Below are 17,320 nucleotides of genomic sequence, written 5' to 3' on the forward strand. Positions count from 1 at the left end.
TGATAACGGACCTGCTTCCGGCAGGTCTGCGGATAACTATGACCTTTTCATCTCAGAAACCGCACGTGCTGATGACCGGCGGAGACCCTCGCCTGCATCCCGAATTTATTTGTCTGCAAAACGAAATCAGGAAGCTCAGCCATCCCGCCCGGCCCGATATTAACTGGCTGCAGGTGATGGAGAGCTGCACCCGGCTTTTCGGACAGGCTGGAGCAGATCTGCAGTCAGTTTGCTGGTTTACGCTGGCGCTCTCCCATCTTGACGGCGCTAAGGGGCTGCAGGAGGGGCTCAGGGTTACGGAAGCACTAATGCGCTCACGCTGGCAGACGCTCTGGCCCTACCAGCCTGCAGACCGGATAGCGATCCTGAGAATGCACTTTCAGCGCCTGCAGTTTCTGTCACGCACCTGGCCGGCGGAGAAGCCTGATACGCAGATCGCGCTGAAGGCGTGCGCCACATATCTGGATCTGATTGAGCAGCATCTGGCGCAGGCGGGCCTCAACGCCGCGAGCGGTATCCGCCAGCTGTGCGATAAAGTCAGAACAGCAGCCGAAAACGCGGAGACGTCACCGGGCCAAAGCGACATGGCGACCGCACGCAGAAGCCGCCCGCGCGAGCCGCTTTCCGGCCCGGATCAGGCAACGGCAACGCCTCCGACCTTTATCATTCATCCCGAATCAGAGCCTGAACAGACATCATCAGGGCGTTATATCAGGCCTTTTATCGCCGGCATGGCCGCTATGTTGGTGGTTGTTGCAACAGGCACAGGCGGCTGGCTTTATGCCCGCCAGCCCGGTGAAAATACGCGTATGCTCTCTGCTGCCGTACCCGCGCTTCCTCATTCGCTGACGGAAGAGCAGCGGGCAGGCATCCGGCAGGATCGGCGTATCAACGCCGCAGAGTGGATCAATACGATCAAAACACAGGCTGAACGGCTTGATGCCGCCGGTATCGGCAGGGCGGGGAGCTACAGCGCCGACGTTGCGCTGCTGGCCGGCTCGATCTGGCCGGCTAAAGAGTTAACGCGCCGGCTGCTGACAGACGCGCTCGCCAGGAGAGAGGCGATGACAGCCTCGCCGGAAGCGGCAGGTGCCTGGCAGCAGGGGATGGAAAAACTCAGCCTGCTCAGTGAAAAGCTCAATGCGCTTGATGAGAAGCGGGGGCGTTACCTGACTGTCAGCGAGCTGAAGTCAGCAATATTTTCCACACAACAGGCATTCAGCCTGCATATCCCCGCTGAAGAGTGGCTGCGCCGCTATGAAGATTCTGCCTCTCCGACCGGGGAGGCGCAGTTTAAACGGGCAATCAGTGAACTGCAGGCGCGGTACGACATGATTCGCCTTCGCAGGGCAGCCGCATTGAGAGGCTCAGCTGCACAGGCAGGCGGATCGTAAATAAAACCGACGATCTGCTTATTATCAGCGAGTGAATGACAGCGATCCCGACTGATCTACCCCGACATGCTGCACTGGCAGTGAGCGCTGCGCTCATCGTTATTTTTATCGATTTCGTCCGGTGCTTCTCCGGGTGATGTGATAAATCTGACTGGTACAGAGAGCCTGGGTGAGAACAATCTTTACAGCATGCCATAAAGATTTTCACAACAGTAATTCAATCGCTGGATCGTCTTTTCTCGCATTAAGTGGGGAAATTCTGATATGGCATTGACTCCTGCCATCGCCATTTTGCCGCCACTCTAAAATCAGGAAACAAAAAAGCCACCCTGAAAGGTGGCTTAAATTTATGATTTTCATCATTAAATTTGGTGGCCCCTGCTGGGTTTGAACCAGCGACCAGGCGATTATGAGTCCCAATTTGAAACGAGTGGAATCAGTAACTTACTGATTTTAATCTTTTCTTTAGGCCGAATAGTGATGAAAAGTGGCACATAGCGTTGTGCTCTGCTGCCACTTTTCTGCCATTCTCAGTCAAGATATTCAGTAAAAATTCGCTTTTTTAAAATTATTTTTATGCAATGGTTTACTAACATTCATTTTTAATCGTTGACATTTTGTGAACATAATAAGTCATTTCCAAATAAATGCATAGCAGCATAAGCACCTACACCGATATACTCACTTTTCACTTCTGAATTAGCAATAAAGTTAGACTTTGACAAGCTATTACCGTTTCTAAAAGCGTCAATAAATGCTTTGGTCCAAATTCCAGCTAGCATAACGTTATAACTCCATGCTGGAGCCAATACGGCTTCATAACCCATATTCAGTAAACTATAAACAAGTGTGTTTATTTTTGTAGCATACAAGGACGGCCTTGAACTTCCTGAATGACAAATAAAAAGAATAGCAACTTTTCCTTTACCAAAAATATCTTTTTCATTTATAAAGTACATGTCTTCAGCTGGAGATATAGCCTTAAATCCGTAGAAATCATCTTTATCACCATGAGATATGAAGATATTAATATCTTGGTTAAGTTCGCTACGAGGGTTTAGACTCTCGACACGAATTAGTTCATCCTCTGAAAATTCATCGCATATTTTACCAAAAGCAATGTTTATTGGTATATCACCTTCTTCGACTGGCGCCCATAGTTTTAATTTTTTGGCGTTCACCACATGTTTTTCATAAGCTATATATGCGTTGATGGACGTTGATATTGACACGTTAGCTTGATCTGATAGTAACCTACCTTTACTGTCTTTGATAAGATTAATAGGATATCTAGCAATTTTTGCATCTCTAAAAATTACTACATCTTTATTGTCTATCTCTTCTATTAGTATAGGTAATTGTTTATAGATGAAATCATCTGATTCGCGTTTCCAAATATCTTCTTTTAAGCTTAAAAAACCCTCAATTATTGGCTGATCATTAAATGCCAATTTATGTATATTACTTTTCTCCCAATCTAAAATGGTAGTTGATGAAAAATTATAGTTTTTTGAAATGTTAAACTCTTTCTTGTAAAGCTTCAGGCAGTAAGAAAGTTCAGAGTTACATCCAATCCACAGAAAAGTAATATTTTCAGATTCTTTAATAAGGTTATCAATGTAGGATAAAAAGTTTTCGAAGATGGAACTACCCTTTTCATCAATAGTATCTTCCATCTTATACATGCCTAATCCCGATTTTCTCTCATTTATTGATATACCTGATGAGTCAGACGATAGAGTATGTGAAATTAAAACTCCTTCATAATTTTTTTCACGAATGCTATTTTTCAATAAATTAAAAATTAAAGGATAGATTGAAGTTAGTTCATAACTTACATCTGTATAACTAGCTGAATTTTGAATGTGATTAACTTTTTCTAATATTGCATTTTTGTTGTCTTGAACGTTTTCGCTCACGGCCATCCTAAAAGTTCTAAGTACCGTGCTCTCCTTTATACCCTTATCATCTTCAAGTCTGGAAATTGTTGAGGTTAAATTTATCTTGCTGCTAAATAGCTCCGGGTCTATTAATTTTAGATTCAGTAATAATGCAGTCCATGGAGTACCTGATTGTACACCAAAAAGCAGGGCATCATTCCTCCCTAAATATTCATCTACTTTATCAAAGACATCTTTATCACCCATAGTCAGTAACATGTTAAAGTAAGCCATGTCAAACTGATGGTTGCCATATTTATCGTCAATCTTTAATCTTTCATGAGCTTCATATACAGGTTTAGTGAAAGGGAAGAGATGAAGGTTCCTTAATGTAATAAATAGCTCAAGTAATGCCTTAGATAAGAATGTATCTACTTCAGAATGTGCATAGTTATAACCGTGCAGCATCAATTGTGCAGATAATAAGGCATCGATCATATTCATTTGACGAGCAAAAGAAGACATTTTTATAAAAAATGAATAATGTAGTTTTTTGTTTCTATGCCCAAGTATCAATGAAAGCTCTGCAAAATCTCGGATGGTTTGATTATGCCCATGAAAGCTCAGCTTATGAAGAAATGAATTAAATAAAATAAAGAATTCATATGTGCGATCCTTTTTAAATGATATTTCCCATATGTTAATTAAAATCAACATTGGAAATGCAATGCTTTCGCCTTCAATCTGCGGAGCACTTAAAAAATGATGGAAGAATTTTATTAGTCCTGCATAAAGCTTATCCTTACCGATACCGGCATCTGCTTTTCTATGACTTAAAAAATTAACAGTTGTGTTTTTTTTCAGATCGTTTTCAATGAAAGTGGATATTTTTTCAAAGTCATTGTAATCTTGTATCTTAACTCTTTCTTTTATCAGTATTCCGTCTAGGCAGCTTAATTTATTCATAAGCACAAATAACAATATCGCTACGCTGTTATCCCCTATATTATGGAATGCACCAGAGAGGCTCTGAATAAGAAGTCTTACTTTGTCTGGATTCCTTTCTTCATAAATTTTATCGTAAATAATATTTAATATTGACTCAATATCATCAATGTTTTTTTCTTCATTATTGATTATATATTTTCTAATTTCTGATTCAAGACTGCTGAATATGTCCATGTTTTATTTCCTAATTAATTTTTATCTTTGTGATATTGTCCAATTAGATGAGGCTAATTTTCTCATGACTAATTTAATTAATAGAGTTCTTCAGCCTTATATGGTCATTATTAATTCACTTGATTAAGGGGGGTAAACAGAATTGCCTCTGGCAAATGATCAGGTGCGAGATGTGCATACCGCATCGTCACCTTTATATCCGTGTGACCTAGTATTCGTTGAAGAACTAAAATATTACCTCCATTCATCATGGAATGAGAAGCGAAAGTATGGCGCAAAACATGCGTTAGCTGCCCGGGAGGTGTCTCGATACCAGCGCGTTGCATGGCCTTTCTAAAGGCTGAGTAACAAGGTTTAAAGAGCAACTGTGCTTTCCTGCTGGATGGCAGATCAGCCTGTAATTTTTCAGTTATCGGCACCGCGCGGTTTTTCTTGCCTTTAGTTTTCACGTAGATGATTTGACCGGCGCGGATTTGGTTCTCCTTCAAGCCTTCGGCATCACTCCATCATACGCCTGTTGAAAGACAGATTTTCACATTGGTCGTCAGATCTTTAGATCAGCTGTTCTTACATTTGGCGAGAAAGGTTCTGATTTCTCCAATAGTGAGACGTGTCATCTTCGATTCACCAATTTTTAACACGCGCATGCTCTTTAACGAATTCGGCAGGAGAATGCTATTGTGGGATTGATTCCTGCCATCGCCATTCTGTCGCCACTTTAATGAAGCGGAAACAAAAAAGCCACCCTGAAAGGTGGCTTAAGCGTATGATTTTCATTACTAAATTTGGTGGCCCCTGCTGGGTTTGAACCAGCGACCAAGCGATTATGAGTCGCCTGCTCTAACCACTGAGCTAAGGGGCCAGTAGTGCGGGGATTATAAAGTATCTGGCAAAGGCGATCCAGCGTTCACCGATCGGTTGATGAAAATTAGCACAATGGTGAGTGATTGATATTAATGAAAAAATCAGCGTGCTGCTGTGACAGGAGTGATTGCCACAGCAGTTTGAGCGTTTTTTTACTGCACAGGCGGTAAAAGAAATCGTTAACTCGTTGGGCGGCTGGCGCAGGGTTTTCACTTATCGCAATCGCCATGCTTTCCCCATCCCGCTGAATAACCTACGCTTTAAGCACGTTTACCAGGTATTCAGAGGCGTATGCAACCCGACCACGACATTCGCGATATTCTCTCGCACGATCTGCAGGTGCTGTTCTGCGGCATCAATCCCGGCAAGTCATCTGCGCATACCGGTTACCATTTTGCGCATCCCGGCAACCGCTTCTGGAAAGTGATCTATCTGGCTGGCTTTACGCGCGAGCTGCTGAAGCCGGAGCAGGAGCGGCGGCTGCTGGAGACCGGCTGCGGCATCACCGCGCTGGTTGAGCGTCCCACCACGCAGGCGAGCGAGCTGAGCGGCGATGAGCTGCGCGACGGCGGGCTGCGGCTGCAGGATAAAATTTTACGGTATCAGCCGCGGGCGCTGGCGGTGCTGGGCAAGGATGCGTATCAGCGTGCGTTCCGGCAGCGTAAAGTGGAGTGGGGCGAGCAGCCGCAGCCGCTGATGGAGACGCGCATCTGGGTGCTGCCAAATCCCAGTGGCCTTAACCGCGCTTCACTGGAGGAGATGGTGGCAGCGTATCGCCAGCTGGCGGATGCGCTGGGTCTGCCGGAGCGCGGGCAATAAAAAACCCCGGCGTGCCGGGGTTTTTGTTTTCCTGCAGACGATTAATCGTCGAGGAAGCTGCGCAGCACTTCCGAGCGGCTCGGGTGGCGCAGTTTACGCAGCGCTTTGGCTTCAATCTGACGGATACGCTCACGCGTGACGTCAAACTGCTTGCCCACTTCTTCCAGCGTGTGGTCGGTGTTCATATCGATACCAAAACGCATACGCAGGACTTTCGCCTCGCGCGCGGTCAGGCCCGCCAGCACGTCGTGGGTCGCAGAACGCAGGCTCTCAGAGGTAGCAGAGTCCAGCGGCAGCTCCAGCGTGGTATCTTCGATGAAATCACCCAGATGCGAATCTTCGTCATCACCAATCGGCGTCTCCATAGAGATAGGCTCTTTGGCGATCTTCAGCACCTTGCGGATCTTATCTTCCGGCATCAGCATACGCTCAGCCAGCTCTTCCGGCGTCGGCTCGCGGCCCATCTCCTGCAGCATCTGGCGCGAGATACGGTTGAGCTTGTTGATGGTCTCAATCATATGCACCGGAATACGGATGGTACGCGCCTGATCGGCGATAGAGCGGGTGATCGCCTGACGGATCCACCAGGTGGCGTAGGTTGAAAACTTATAGCCACGGCGATATTCAAACTTATCAACCGCTTTCATCAGGCCGATGTTGCCTTCCTGAATCAGGTCAAGGAACTGCAGGCCGCGGTTGGTATATTTTTTCGCGATAGAGATAACCAGACGCAGGTTAGCTTCAACCATCTCTTTTTTCGCGCGGCGCGCTTTCGCTTCGCCGATCGACATGCGACGGTTGATGTCTTTAACCTGTTCGATGGTCAGGCCGGTCTCTTCCTCAATCTGCAGCAGCTTCTGCAGCGAGCGCATGACATCTTCTTCAACATCTTTCAGCTTTTCAGACCACGGCTTGTTCATCGCCAGGGCTGCTTTAAACCAGCTCTCACTGGTTTCATTACCGGTGAACAGCGTAATAAAGTTCTTCTTCGGCATTTTGCACAGTTCGACACACAGCTTCATGATCAGGCGCTCTTGCGTACGCACGCGCTCCATCATTTCACGCATGTTGTTTACCAGGTAGTCGAACTGCTTCGGCACCAGGCGGAACTGCTTGAAGACTTCAGAAAGGTTGTTGATCTCGGTAACGGCATCAGCGTGGCTGCGGCCTTTCGCCTTAATAACGGTGCGGGCTGCTTCATACTGGGTACGCAGCTCAAGGAACTTCTCGCGCGCCAGTTCCGGATCGATAGAGTTGTCGTCGTCGCTGCTGTCGTCGTCGTCGCTCTCTTCATCTTCCTCTTCGTCGTCATTGCGATCTTCTTCAGACAGCTCAGAACCAACGTGGGTGGCAGTGGGGGCGAGATCTTCTTCAGCGTTAGGATCGACAAAGCCGGTGATGAGATCGGACAGGCGCGATTCGCCCGCTTCCACACGATCGTACTGATCGAGCAGGTAGGTAATAGCTTCCGGATATTCGGCAACAGAGCACTGCACCTGGTTGATACCGTCTTCGATACGCTTGGCGATGTCGATTTCGCCTTCGCGCGTCAGCAGCTCTACGGTACCCATTTCACGCATATACATGCGCACCGGATCGGTTGTGCGCCCGATTTCAGATTCAACGCTGGATAAGACCTGCGCGGCCGCTTCTGCAGCATCTTCATCTGTATCGGAGCTGTTCTCATTCAGCATCAGATCATCGGCATCAGGGGCTTCTTCCACCACCTGGATACCCATATCGTTGATCATCTGGATGATGTCTTCGATCTGATCGGAGTCGACGATATCTTCCGGCAGATGGTCATTGACCTCAGCATAGGTCAGATAGCCCTGCTCCTTACCACGGGTGACAAGCAGCTTAAGCTGTGACTGCGGGTTTTGCTCCATAAGACGGTATCCACACTTCTGTTAATTAGATTGGTGTCGGTCGGCAGCGAGCCAACTATAACAGTGAAGGCATTATGTTTTTGCCGCTGCCTTCAACGCGGCCAGGGCTGCAGCCCCTTTTAGTTCGGCACTTAAGCCGCTTGATATTCGGTCTGAAATCGTTGTGCTCCGGTTCCGCTTATATGGCGTGTAAACCGAAAGCCGCAGGCCAGAACGGGGAATACTCCGCCATTCTGGCCTGGCTGAATCTTATTTTTTCGCTAATGCCTGGCTTAATGCCCAGAATTCGCGCCGCTCAGCGGCACTGAGCCCTTCGGTGCGCTCACGCGCAATCAGCGCTTCCAGGCGCTGCTCCAGCGCAGCATCATATATGCTTGCCAGCGAGTCCTGAAACACCGCTTCGGCTTCCTCATCCACTATCATGTGGTTCCAGGTAGCCAGTGTTTCAAGGGGCTGGCTAAAATTTGTCCCGCGATATAACTCTAGTAGCTGTCCGGTCGTCAGGCCAGGATTCTCTGTGCAGCGGCTGACCAGGTCAACAAACAGCGACAGGCCGGCAAGTTTTGACTGAGCCAGCCCGTCAAGCGTGGGCACAATCGCTGCAAACTGCGGATTCTGTACCAGCAGCGCAATCAGTACGCGCATCGTGGTGCGCTTCAGCGGCGGCGCGACGGGCGGCGTCGCGTTTTCTGCCGCCTTTGGCATCAGCTTGTCTAACTGGTTATCGTCCAGAATGCCGAGTTTATTACCCAGTGTCTGGCGCATATAGATCCGCAGCGTTTCGCCCGGGATCTGACTAATCAGCGGCAGAGCGAGCGTCGCCAGCTTGGTGCGACCATCGCGGGTGCTCAAATCCACCTGTGGCATCAGGCTGTCAAACAGAAACACCGAGAGCGGCATCGCCTGCTCCATGCGTGCTTCAAACGCTTCTTTTCCCTCTTTGCGCACCAGCGTATCGGGATCTTCGCCATCAGGCAGAAACATAAAGCGTAGCTGACGCCCGTCATTCATGTAGGGCAGGGCGGTTTCCAGCGCGCGCCAGGCGGCTTCGCGACCGGCCCGGTCGCCGTCATAACAGCAGATAACCGTGTCAGTCGAGCGGAACAGCAGCTGAATATGTTCAGCCGTGGTGGAGGTCCCCAGCGACGCCACGGCATAATCGATGCCGAACTGTGCCAGGGCGACCACATCCATATAGCCCTCCACCACCAGCAGGCGCGCCGGCTGAGGATGGTTTTTTTGTGCTTCATACAGGCCATAGAGCTGGCGGCCTTTATGGAAAATCGGTGTTTCCGGCGAGTTCAGATACTTAGGCGTATCGTTACCCAGCACGCGTCCGCCAAAGCCAATCACGCGACCACGCTTATCGCGGATCGGGAACATCACGCGATCGCGGAAGCGATCGTAGCTGCGGCCTTTATCATTGGTGACCAGCATGCCCGCTTCCATCAGCGACTCGCGGTCTTCCTGCTGCTCTCCGAAACGCTTCAGCACGTTATCCCAGCCGGCGGGCGCATAGCCAATCGCAAAGTGATCGATCACCTGCTGGCTGAGCCCGCGCGAGCCTAAATAGCGCTGGGCCGCCTCTGCTCCCGGACTGCGGAAGCTTTGCTGATAGAAACCATCCAGTTTCTCCAGCAGCTGGTAAAGACTCTGACGCTGATGACGCTCAATCGGGCTGGGGCCGCTGCCTGTTTCGTACGGCACTTCAAGGCCGTGCTGGGTGGCGAGTTCCTCAACGCTTTCCACAAATTCCAGACGATCGTGATTCATCAGGAAATCGATAGCGTTGCCTTTGGCACCACAGCCAAAGCAGTAGTAAAACTGCTTTTCACCGCTGACGGTAAAAGAGGGGGTTTTTTCGTTATGGAATGGACAGCACGCGTGATAGTTCTTACCCTGCTTTTTCAGCTTAACGCGGGCATCGATAAGATCCACGATATCCGTGCGGGCAAGTAAATCATTGATAAAAACGCGTGGAATTCGTCCAGCCATAAGCCCCGATTTTTTTCAGCTCTTAAACGGCAACAAGCCGCGCTTCCTTTCGGAAAGCACGGCCTCTTACTTGACTCTGTCTGCGTTTAACACGCGGCGGAAGCGAACTTCCGAAAGAAATTAGTACAGACGAGTGCGGCGTGCGTTTTCGCGAGCCAGTTTCTTGGCGTGACGCTTAACTGCTGACGCTTTAGCGCGCTTACGCTCGGTCGTTGGTTTTTCATAAAACTCACGACGACGAACTTCAGCCAGAACGCCTGCTTTCTCGCAGGAACGCTTGAAGCGACGCAGTGCTACGTCGAATGGCTCGTTTTCACGTACTTTAATTACCGGCATGTAACTCTCACCTCGATAAAATTCGGTTTTTGCTGCTGACTGCGGCGTCAGCACATCTCAAAATGGTGCAGCATTTTACTCCAGCCGGGGCCAGCTTGTAAAGCACCATGGACAATTTAGAACCAACAGGAGCGTTTGCCTGTGCGGCTGCCGGTTTTTTCAGGCCGTGGAGTATAGCGCACTCTTTGTGCGGCAGAAAAACACTTTTTCCCGTCAAAGTAGTCCGGCGGCAGATTTGCCTGTGCTACACTGCGCGCCGCAAGAAGAGGGTAATAAAGCTATGCGAGTTCTGGGTATTGAAACGTCCTGCGATGAAACCGGCATCGCGATTTATGACGATGTGTCCGGTCTGCTGGCGAATCAGCTGTATAGCCAGGTGAAGCTACATGCTGACTACGGCGGCGTTGTGCCGGAACTGGCATCGCGCGACCATGTACGTAAAACGGTGCCGCTGATACAGGCCGCGCTGAAAGAGGCAAACCTGCAGGCCAGCGATATCGATGCGGTCGCCTATACCGCCGGTCCGGGTCTGGTGGGTGCACTGCTGGTCGGCGCCACGATTGGCCGCGCGCTGGCGTTCGCCTGGAATGTGCCGGCAGTCCCGGTACATCATATGGAAGGCCATCTGCTGGCTCCGATGCTGGAGGAGAATCCGCCGGCGTTCCCGTTTGTCGCGCTGCTGGTCTCCGGCGGACATACGCAGCTTATCAGCGTCACCGGTATCGGCGAATATACGCTGCTGGGCGAGTCAATCGACGATGCGGCGGGTGAGGCGTTTGATAAAACGGCCAAGCTGCTGGGTCTGGACTATCCGGGCGGCCCCATGCTGTCGCGCATGGCGCAGCAGGGTGTTGCGAACCGCTTCCGCTTCCCGCGTCCGATGACCGATCGCCCGGGCCTCGATTTCAGCTTTTCAGGGCTGAAAACCTTTGCGGCAAATACTATTCGCGAGCATGACGGCGACGAACAGGCGCGGGCAGATATCGCTCGCGCATTTGAAGATGCGGTCGTGGATACGCTGATGATCAAGTGCAAACGCGCGCTGGAGCAAACCGGCTTTACGCGGCTGGTGATCGCCGGTGGCGTCAGCGCCAACCGCACGCTGCGCGCGCGAATGGCAGAGATGATGAGCGCCCGCGGCGGCGAGGTGTTTTATGCCAGGCCTGAGTTCTGCACCGATAACGGCGCGATGATCGCCTATGCCGGCATGGTGCGTCTGAAGGGCGGCACACGGGGTGAGCTCGGCGTCAGCGTCCGTCCGCGCTGGCCGCTGGCGGAACTGCCCGCTATCTGAAAACAAAAAACCGGCGCGCAGCCGGTTTTTTTTATTCTTTCTTTTTTTTCCGTTTCCAGACGCGATTTTCCTGTCCGCGCCAGAGCCGCTGAATATTGTCATGATGCCGCAGCAGGATCAGGCAGGAGAGCATGGAAACCGGAAACGTAAACTGCGGCTTGAACCACCAGACGTAGAACGGGGCGATCAGCGCGCTGACAATGGCACCCAGCGAGGAGTAGCCGCTCAGCAGCACGGTCAGCAGCCACGTCCCGGTCATCAGGCCGGTAAGATCCCAGCCAATCGGCGCAATCGCGCCAAACGCCGTCGCCACGCCTTTGCCACCGCGAAAGCGGAAAAAGACCGGATAGATATGACCCAGGCAGGCAGCTATCGCGGTCAGGCCAAGATACATAGGCGTCACGTGCAGCATCCAGGCGATCCAGACCGGAACCATTCCTTTGGCCACATCAAATATCAGTACCGCTGCTGCTGACGCTTTGCCGCCGATGCGCAGGACGTTTGTGGCGCCAGGGTTACCAGAGCCTGAGATACGCGGATCGGGCAAGCCTGCGAGTTTACAGACCAGTATCGCACTGGAAATCGAGCCGCAAAGATACGCGAAAATAATCATACCAAGCGCGATAGCACTCATAGCGTCGTACCGTTCCTTTTGGGTCGTTTTGTTGCCGGTAAGCGTGGATAATACGCATAATCCGCCGGAAGTGGTATCCGGCCTGGCCAAAAACAGAGAGTGACATCATGGATATCGTATTTATAGAACAACTCACCGTGTTCACCACCATTGGCGTATACGACTGGGAACAGGGCATGCAGCAGAAGCTGGTGCTCGATGTCGAAATGGCCTGGGACAACCGGCGTGCCGCGGCCAGCGACGATGTCAGCGACTGTCTGAGTTATGCCGATGTCACCGACGCCATCCTCTCGCATCTGCAGGGAAACCGGTTTGCGCTGGTCGAGCGCGTCGCAGAAGAAATCTGCGATCTGTTGATGAATCGTTTCAAAACGCCCGGCGTGCGTATCCGGGTAGGTAAGCCGGGTGCAGTAGCCCAGGCGGCGAGCGTTGGCGTGCGTATTGAGCGCGGGACAATTCCTAAATAAACCCCCTTTGATTGCCATCACAATGAAACCAAATCAAATTATGGTGTGTCTTAGCTGAGGCCGTTGCGTTAAGCGAAACGAAGTGGCAGAAAACCCTAAGGTTTTCTTCAGATCAACGCCGGCATAATTTCAGGCGGTAGCAGTTTGCGACCGCCTTTTTACTGTTTAAAACGGATAGGGGAAAATTTTGATGGCAGATATGCATCAGCTATGGGTCGCTGCGATCCTCGGGGTCGTTGAGGGGCTGACCGAGTTTCTGCCGGTCTCATCCACGGGCCATATGATTATTGTCGGGCACCTGCTGGGATTTGAGGGCGATAAAGCAGAGACGTTTGAAGTGGTGATCCAGCTCGGATCAATTCTGGCAGTGGTCGTAATGTTCTGGCGACGTCTGTTTGGCCTGATCGGTATCCATTTTGGTCAGGAGCGTCATGAAGGCACCGGTACCGGTAAGCTGACGCTGATCCACATTCTGCTCGGGATGATCCCGGCGGTGGTAATCGGTTTACTGCTGCACGATCAGATCAAAACGCTGTTTAATCCGATCAACGTCATGTATGCCCTGGTGGTGGGCGGTGTGCTGCTGCTGGCGGCAGAGTTCCTGAAGCCAAAACAGCCAAAAGCGGTGGGCGTGGATGATATCACCTATCGTCAGGCGTTTATGATTGGCTGCTTCCAGTGTCTGGCGCTGTGGCCGGGCTTTTCCCGCTCGGGTGCGACGATTTCGGGCGGTATGCTGATGGGCGTCAGCCGCTACGCAGCGTCGGAATTCTCTTTCATTCTCGCCGTGCCGATGATGATGGGCGCGACCGTGCTGGACCTCTACAAAAGCATGGGCTTCCTGACGATGCAGGATTTCCCGATGTTCGCAGTGGGCTTTATTACTGCGTTCATCGTGGCGCTTCTGGCAATCAAAGTCTTCCTTGAGCTGATCAAGCGTATCTCGTTTGTATCGTTCGCCATCTATCGTTTTATCGTTGCAGCAGCGGTTTACGCCGTGTTTATGTAACAGCGGTTGCGCGGCGGGTTATGCCGGCCGCGCACCAATCAGCGTCTCTTCAATAGCCGCAATCCGGCGCCTGCCCAGCTCTTCCCGCACCTCTGCGCCTTTAAAGCCTGCTGCAATCACCTGCTGCACCGGTACCGCCTGCGCGAGCGCAAACGCCTGACGCAGATAGTTACCCTGCGGATAGGGCATACTCTCGAGCGTGGCGCGTCCGCGCGCGTCCGCCTCACTGGTCAGCGCCATCTTTTCCACCCGCTCCGGCTTACGCCAGGCGTCGATGCGATCAAACAGCGCTACCAGCGCCGCCGCTGACTGCCGCTCAATGGTGTGCACGATGTCATGGAACTCTGTCACGATTAGCGCCAGATCGCGTACGTGATTAGGGACGCGCAGCCGCTGGCACAGGGCAGCGACAAGCGGGACACCCGCCGGGCCATGACCGTGATGCGACGGCCACTTCTCCGGAGGAGTCAGCGCCTTGCCCACATCGTGAAACAGCGTAGCGAAGCGCACGTCGAGCTCATCAGAGAGCGCGGCCGCCAGCGTCAGCGTCATCAGCGTATGCACACCGGTATCGATCTCAGGGTGCCACTTCGGCGGGGCAGGAATGCCGTACAGATTATCGATCTCCGGAAAGAGCACCTGCAGTGCGCCACAGTCGCGCAGTGCCTGGAAATAGACCTGCGGATTGCGCGTCAGCAGTGCATTTTCCGTCTCTTTCCAGACGCGCTCTGCCGTCAGATGCGCCAGTTCGCCGCTGGCAGCCATCTCTGCCATCAGCGCCTGCGTTTCAGCGGCAATGCGAAAGCCAAGGTGGGCATAGCGGGCGGCAAACCGCGCCACGCGCAGCACGCGCAGCGGATCTTCGCTGAACGCTGCCGAAACGTGACGCAGCGTGCGACTGGCAAGATCGCGCTGGCCGTGGCAGGGATCGATCAGGCTGCCATCTTCCGCCTGCGCGATGGCGTTAATGGTCAGATCGCGCCGCTGCAGATCCTGCTCCAGCGTGACGTCGGGCGCGAAGTGCGTGATAAAGCCGGTGTAGCCGCTGCCCTGTTTGCGCTCGGTGCGCGCCAGCGCATACTCTTCACGACTGTGCGGATGTAAAAAGACCGGAAAATCGCGGCCTACCTGCTGATAGTTCTGCGCCAGCATCTCATCAGGCGTGGCGCCAACCACCACCCAGTCACGATCTTTTACCGGCAGCTGCAGTAAGGCATCACGCACCGCACCACCGACCAGAAAGGTTTTCACTCAACAACTCCAGAGGTATTCAGATAACTGCGCGTCAGGCGCCTGTTTCGTAATTGTTGCATACTTTGGCGGAAAAGCGGGCATGCGAAAGGGGGCATCTGGCGATCCCCCCCGGACAAACGGCTGGCGTGCGGCAGATTAATTCATCCAGCGATCTTTCTTTTTACGGCGCGGCACCATATGTGGCAGCAGCAGGCCCAGCAGCAGGCCAACGCCCAGTACGCCGCCCCCGTACATAAACCACTGCATAATGATGGTGCGCTGTTTGTCATCCAGCTGTACGTTGGCTGCGCTCACTTTTTTCTGCGCCACGATCAGCTCATTTTTGAGCTTCTGGTTTTCCTGTTTCAGACCATCAATCGTGCCGTCGCTGTTAGCGACTTTGTTCTGCATTTCTGACGTGCGCTGATTCCAGCTGTTGTCGATATTAGCCAGCTTGTCAGTCAGATCTTTAACCTGCTGCTCCAGCTGTGGCACGCGGGTGCGCAGGCTTGGGGTCGCGCTGAGCTGCGACAGCGGGATCCAGTTGGTTTTGCCTTCTGCATCGCGGATTTGCGCATACTGCGCATCGCTGTTGGTCTGCAGTACGGTAACTTCTTCCCCGGCGTTCAGCTTACCGACCAGGCGATACTGATCGCCCGGACCGCTGCGTACCCAGGTTGATAACTCATCGGAGATATAACGCTTTTCATCAGCAGCGTGAGCGGGGGTGATGGCGCTGAAAGCCAGCAAAGAAAGGGCGGCAAGTGTAATTTTTTTCATTCGATGTCGTATTTTCTTGATGGGCGTAAATTTACCGGCACAGTCTGGAGTTGCCTCGCATAAATCTGAATGAGAACTATCCTGGTCTCAATCCGGCGCGAAAAGGGGCGTAAAAGCACAAGAAAGCCGAGACAGCGTGCTTGTGGTGCATTACTCTCGCCAGATTAACCGTATAAGTGCCAGCAGCGTAGTAAATAAAAAATTATGACCACTGAAATCGAATTAAAGTTCATTGCCACCCCGCAGGCTGCCGCCACCCTGGCAGAGACACTGGCCGCCTGGCCGCATCAGCATGAAGCCGCCCGCGAGCTGACGAATATCTATTATGAAACGGACGACAACCAGCTGCGCCGCTGGGATATGGGGCTGCGCATCCGGGGTGTGGACAAGCGTTATGAGATGACGCTTAAGGCAGCGGGTCAGACGCTGGGCGGTCTGCATCAGCGCCCGGAGTACAACGTGGATATAACGGCGCCGCAGCTTGATATCGCCCGGCTGCCGGCAGAGATCTGGCCGCAGGGTACTGATATTGCCACCCTGCAGCAGCGGCTGCAGCCGCTATTCAGCACGCATTTCCGGCGCGAAACCTGGACGGTAGAGGCAGGTAACAGCACGATTGAAATTGCCTTCGATCAGGGCAGCGTGGCGGCCGGCGAGCTTAGCGAACCGCTGTGTGAAGTTGAGCTGGAGCTTAAACAGGGCACGCCTGCCGATCTGCTCAGGCTCGCGCAGACGCTGGCAGCGGGCGGCGGACTCCGTCCCGGCAGCCTGAGCAAAGCCGCGCGTGGCTATCAGCTGGCGCAGGGCAACGCGCTGCGTCCGGTTCGGGCGCTGCCGCTGCTGAAAGTGACGCCAAAAGCGACAGTAGAGCAGGGGATGATCGCCGCGCTCAGCGCCGCGCTGGATCACTGGCAGTATCATGAAGAGGTCTGGCTGCGCGGTAATCCGGCTGCGCGACACGCTGTGCTGGAGGCGCTGGAAACGCTGCGTCAGGCGTTTTCGCTGTTTGGTGCGCTGGTGCCGCGTAAGGCTAACAGCGAGCTGCGCCAGAAGCTGACCCGTCTTGAGGAGCTGCTGCAGGATGATGCTATCAGTGCGGAAACCCTCTGTTTCTCTGCCACCTCAGTTGAGGCGCAGATGGCGCTAACGTGCTGGCTGGCAGAAGCGCAGTGGCAGCCGTGGATCGACAGCAAAAACCAGATCAAGCTGCAGGGCTCTTATAAACGCTTTTGCGACATCATGCTAAGCCGCGTGGCTGCGGATCTGCGGGAAACCTTTACGGATGTAAAACTGGTCAGCGAGTTTCAGGATAAGGCCACGCGTCTGCAGCGGCAGCTGCTGGCTGTCTGTCTGCTGGCGGCGGCGTATCCGGCTGAAGAGGTATGCCAGTGGATGGCGGGATGGCAGGAGCTGCAGCTCGCCATCCGGGAAAAACAGCAGCACGGCCTGATTCAGCTCGCTACGATGGCCATGCGCCAGCCGCCATTCTGGCTGAGCAGCGGCGTCAGGCGTTAACAACACTATGTAAAAATTCAGGGAGAGAG

At 52.4% G+C, this 17,320-nt stretch carries 13 protein-coding genes, 1 tRNA gene and 1 pseudogene; 6 read left to right on the forward strand and 9 right to left on the reverse strand.

Going from position 1 to position 17,320, the window contains the following annotated elements:
• Positions 1–38: 38 nt before the first annotated feature.
• Complete coding sequence (locus F3J39_RS09525) at positions 39–1,394, forward strand: VasL domain-containing protein (protein WP_166714115.1); 1,356 nt, start codon at positions 39–41, stop codon at positions 1,392–1,394.
• A 602-nt stretch (positions 1,395–1,996) separates the two neighbouring features.
• Here F3J39_RS09525 and F3J39_RS09530 read toward each other — a convergent pair.
• The 3 genes and pseudogenes from F3J39_RS09530 to F3J39_RS09540 all read right to left on the reverse strand — a co-directional run bounded on the left by F3J39_RS09530 (position 1,997) and on the right by F3J39_RS09540 (position 5,318).
• Positions 1,997–4,456: a hypothetical protein gene (locus tag F3J39_RS09530; protein WP_166714116.1), complete on the reverse strand. Its 2,460-nt coding sequence runs from the start codon at positions 4,454–4,456 to the stop codon at positions 1,997–1,999.
• A gap of 110 nt (positions 4,457–4,566) precedes the next feature.
• Positions 4,567–5,121, reverse strand: a pseudogene (locus tag F3J39_RS09535) (tyrosine-type recombinase/integrase); the annotation flags it as partial.
• 121 nt (positions 5,122–5,242) lie between these two features.
• Positions 5,243–5,318, reverse strand: a tRNA-Ile gene (locus F3J39_RS09540).
• 293 nt (positions 5,319–5,611) lie between these two features.
• Between F3J39_RS09540 and mug the strand changes: the two genes are divergently transcribed.
• Entirely contained in the window at positions 5,612–6,139 is a 528-nt protein-coding gene (gene mug, locus F3J39_RS09545) for a G/U mismatch-specific DNA glycosylase (protein ID WP_039380244.1), read from the forward strand.
• A 41-nt stretch (positions 6,140–6,180) separates the two neighbouring features.
• Here mug and rpoD read toward each other — a convergent pair whose 3' ends face one another.
• From rpoD to rpsU, 3 genes are all read right to left on the reverse strand, one after another.
• Positions 6,181–8,028, reverse strand: coding sequence for an RNA polymerase sigma factor RpoD (gene rpoD, locus F3J39_RS09550; RefSeq protein WP_166714117.1), 1,848 nt, complete (start codon positions 8,026–8,028; stop codon positions 6,181–6,183).
• A gap of 249 nt (positions 8,029–8,277) precedes the next feature.
• Positions 8,278–10,023: a DNA primase gene (gene dnaG, locus F3J39_RS09555; RefSeq protein ID WP_108569916.1), complete on the reverse strand. Its 1,746-nt coding sequence runs from the start codon at positions 10,021–10,023 to the stop codon at positions 8,278–8,280.
• A 120-nt stretch (positions 10,024–10,143) separates the two neighbouring features.
• Positions 10,144–10,359, reverse strand: coding sequence for a 30S ribosomal protein S21 (gene rpsU, locus F3J39_RS09560; RefSeq protein WP_001144069.1), 216 nt, complete (start codon positions 10,357–10,359; stop codon positions 10,144–10,146).
• Positions 10,360–10,639: 280 nt separating this feature from the next.
• Here rpsU and tsaD point away from each other — a divergent pair, with 280 nt between their 5' ends.
• Complete coding sequence (gene tsaD, locus F3J39_RS09565; RefSeq protein WP_039385641.1) at positions 10,640–11,653, forward strand: tRNA (adenosine(37)-N6)-threonylcarbamoyltransferase complex transferase subunit TsaD; 1,014 nt, start codon at positions 10,640–10,642, stop codon at positions 11,651–11,653.
• 31 nt (positions 11,654–11,684) lie between these two features.
• Here the strand turns inward: tsaD and plsY are convergent, their stop codons facing one another.
• Positions 11,685–12,287, reverse strand: a complete 603-nt coding sequence (plsY, locus tag F3J39_RS09570; RefSeq protein WP_039380238.1) for a glycerol-3-phosphate 1-O-acyltransferase PlsY — start codon at positions 12,285–12,287, stop codon at positions 11,685–11,687.
• 107 nt (positions 12,288–12,394) lie between these two features.
• Between plsY and folB the strand changes: the two genes are divergently transcribed.
• Both folB and bacA read left to right on the forward strand, forming a co-directional pair.
• Positions 12,395–12,754 carry a bifunctional dihydroneopterin aldolase/7,8-dihydroneopterin epimerase gene (folB, locus tag F3J39_RS09575; RefSeq protein ID WP_039380236.1) on the forward strand — a complete coding sequence of 120 codons (360 nt, stop codon included), beginning with the start codon at positions 12,395–12,397 and terminating at the stop codon, positions 12,752–12,754.
• A gap of 190 nt (positions 12,755–12,944) precedes the next feature.
• On the forward strand, positions 12,945–13,763 hold the full coding sequence (gene bacA, locus F3J39_RS09580; RefSeq protein ID WP_039380233.1) for an undecaprenyl-diphosphate phosphatase: 819 nt from the start codon (positions 12,945–12,947) through the stop codon (positions 13,761–13,763).
• Positions 13,764–13,781: 18 nt separating this feature from the next.
• Here the strand turns inward: bacA and F3J39_RS09585 are convergent, their stop codons facing one another.
• The gene (locus tag F3J39_RS09585; protein WP_039380231.1) at positions 13,782–15,014 is read right to left on the reverse strand and encodes a multifunctional CCA addition/repair protein; all 1,233 of its coding nucleotides are present in this window, start codon (positions 15,012–15,014) and stop codon (positions 13,782–13,784) included.
• Between the two features lie 138 nt (positions 15,015–15,152).
• On the reverse strand, positions 15,153–15,776 hold the full coding sequence (locus F3J39_RS09590) for a TIGR04211 family SH3 domain-containing protein (protein WP_094110976.1): 624 nt from the start codon (positions 15,774–15,776) through the stop codon (positions 15,153–15,155).
• Positions 15,777–15,980: 204 nt separating this feature from the next.
• Between F3J39_RS09590 and F3J39_RS09595 the strand changes: the two genes are divergently transcribed.
• Positions 15,981–17,291: an inorganic triphosphatase gene (locus F3J39_RS09595; protein ID WP_166714118.1), complete on the forward strand. Its 1,311-nt coding sequence runs from the start codon at positions 15,981–15,983 to the stop codon at positions 17,289–17,291.
• The last annotated feature ends 29 nt before the right edge of the window (positions 17,292–17,320 follow it).

The organism is Pantoea sp. Acro-807 (assembly GCF_011752675.1).
GTDB classification, from domain to species: domain Bacteria; phylum Pseudomonadota; class Gammaproteobacteria; order Enterobacterales; family Enterobacteriaceae; genus Pantoea; species Pantoea eucrina.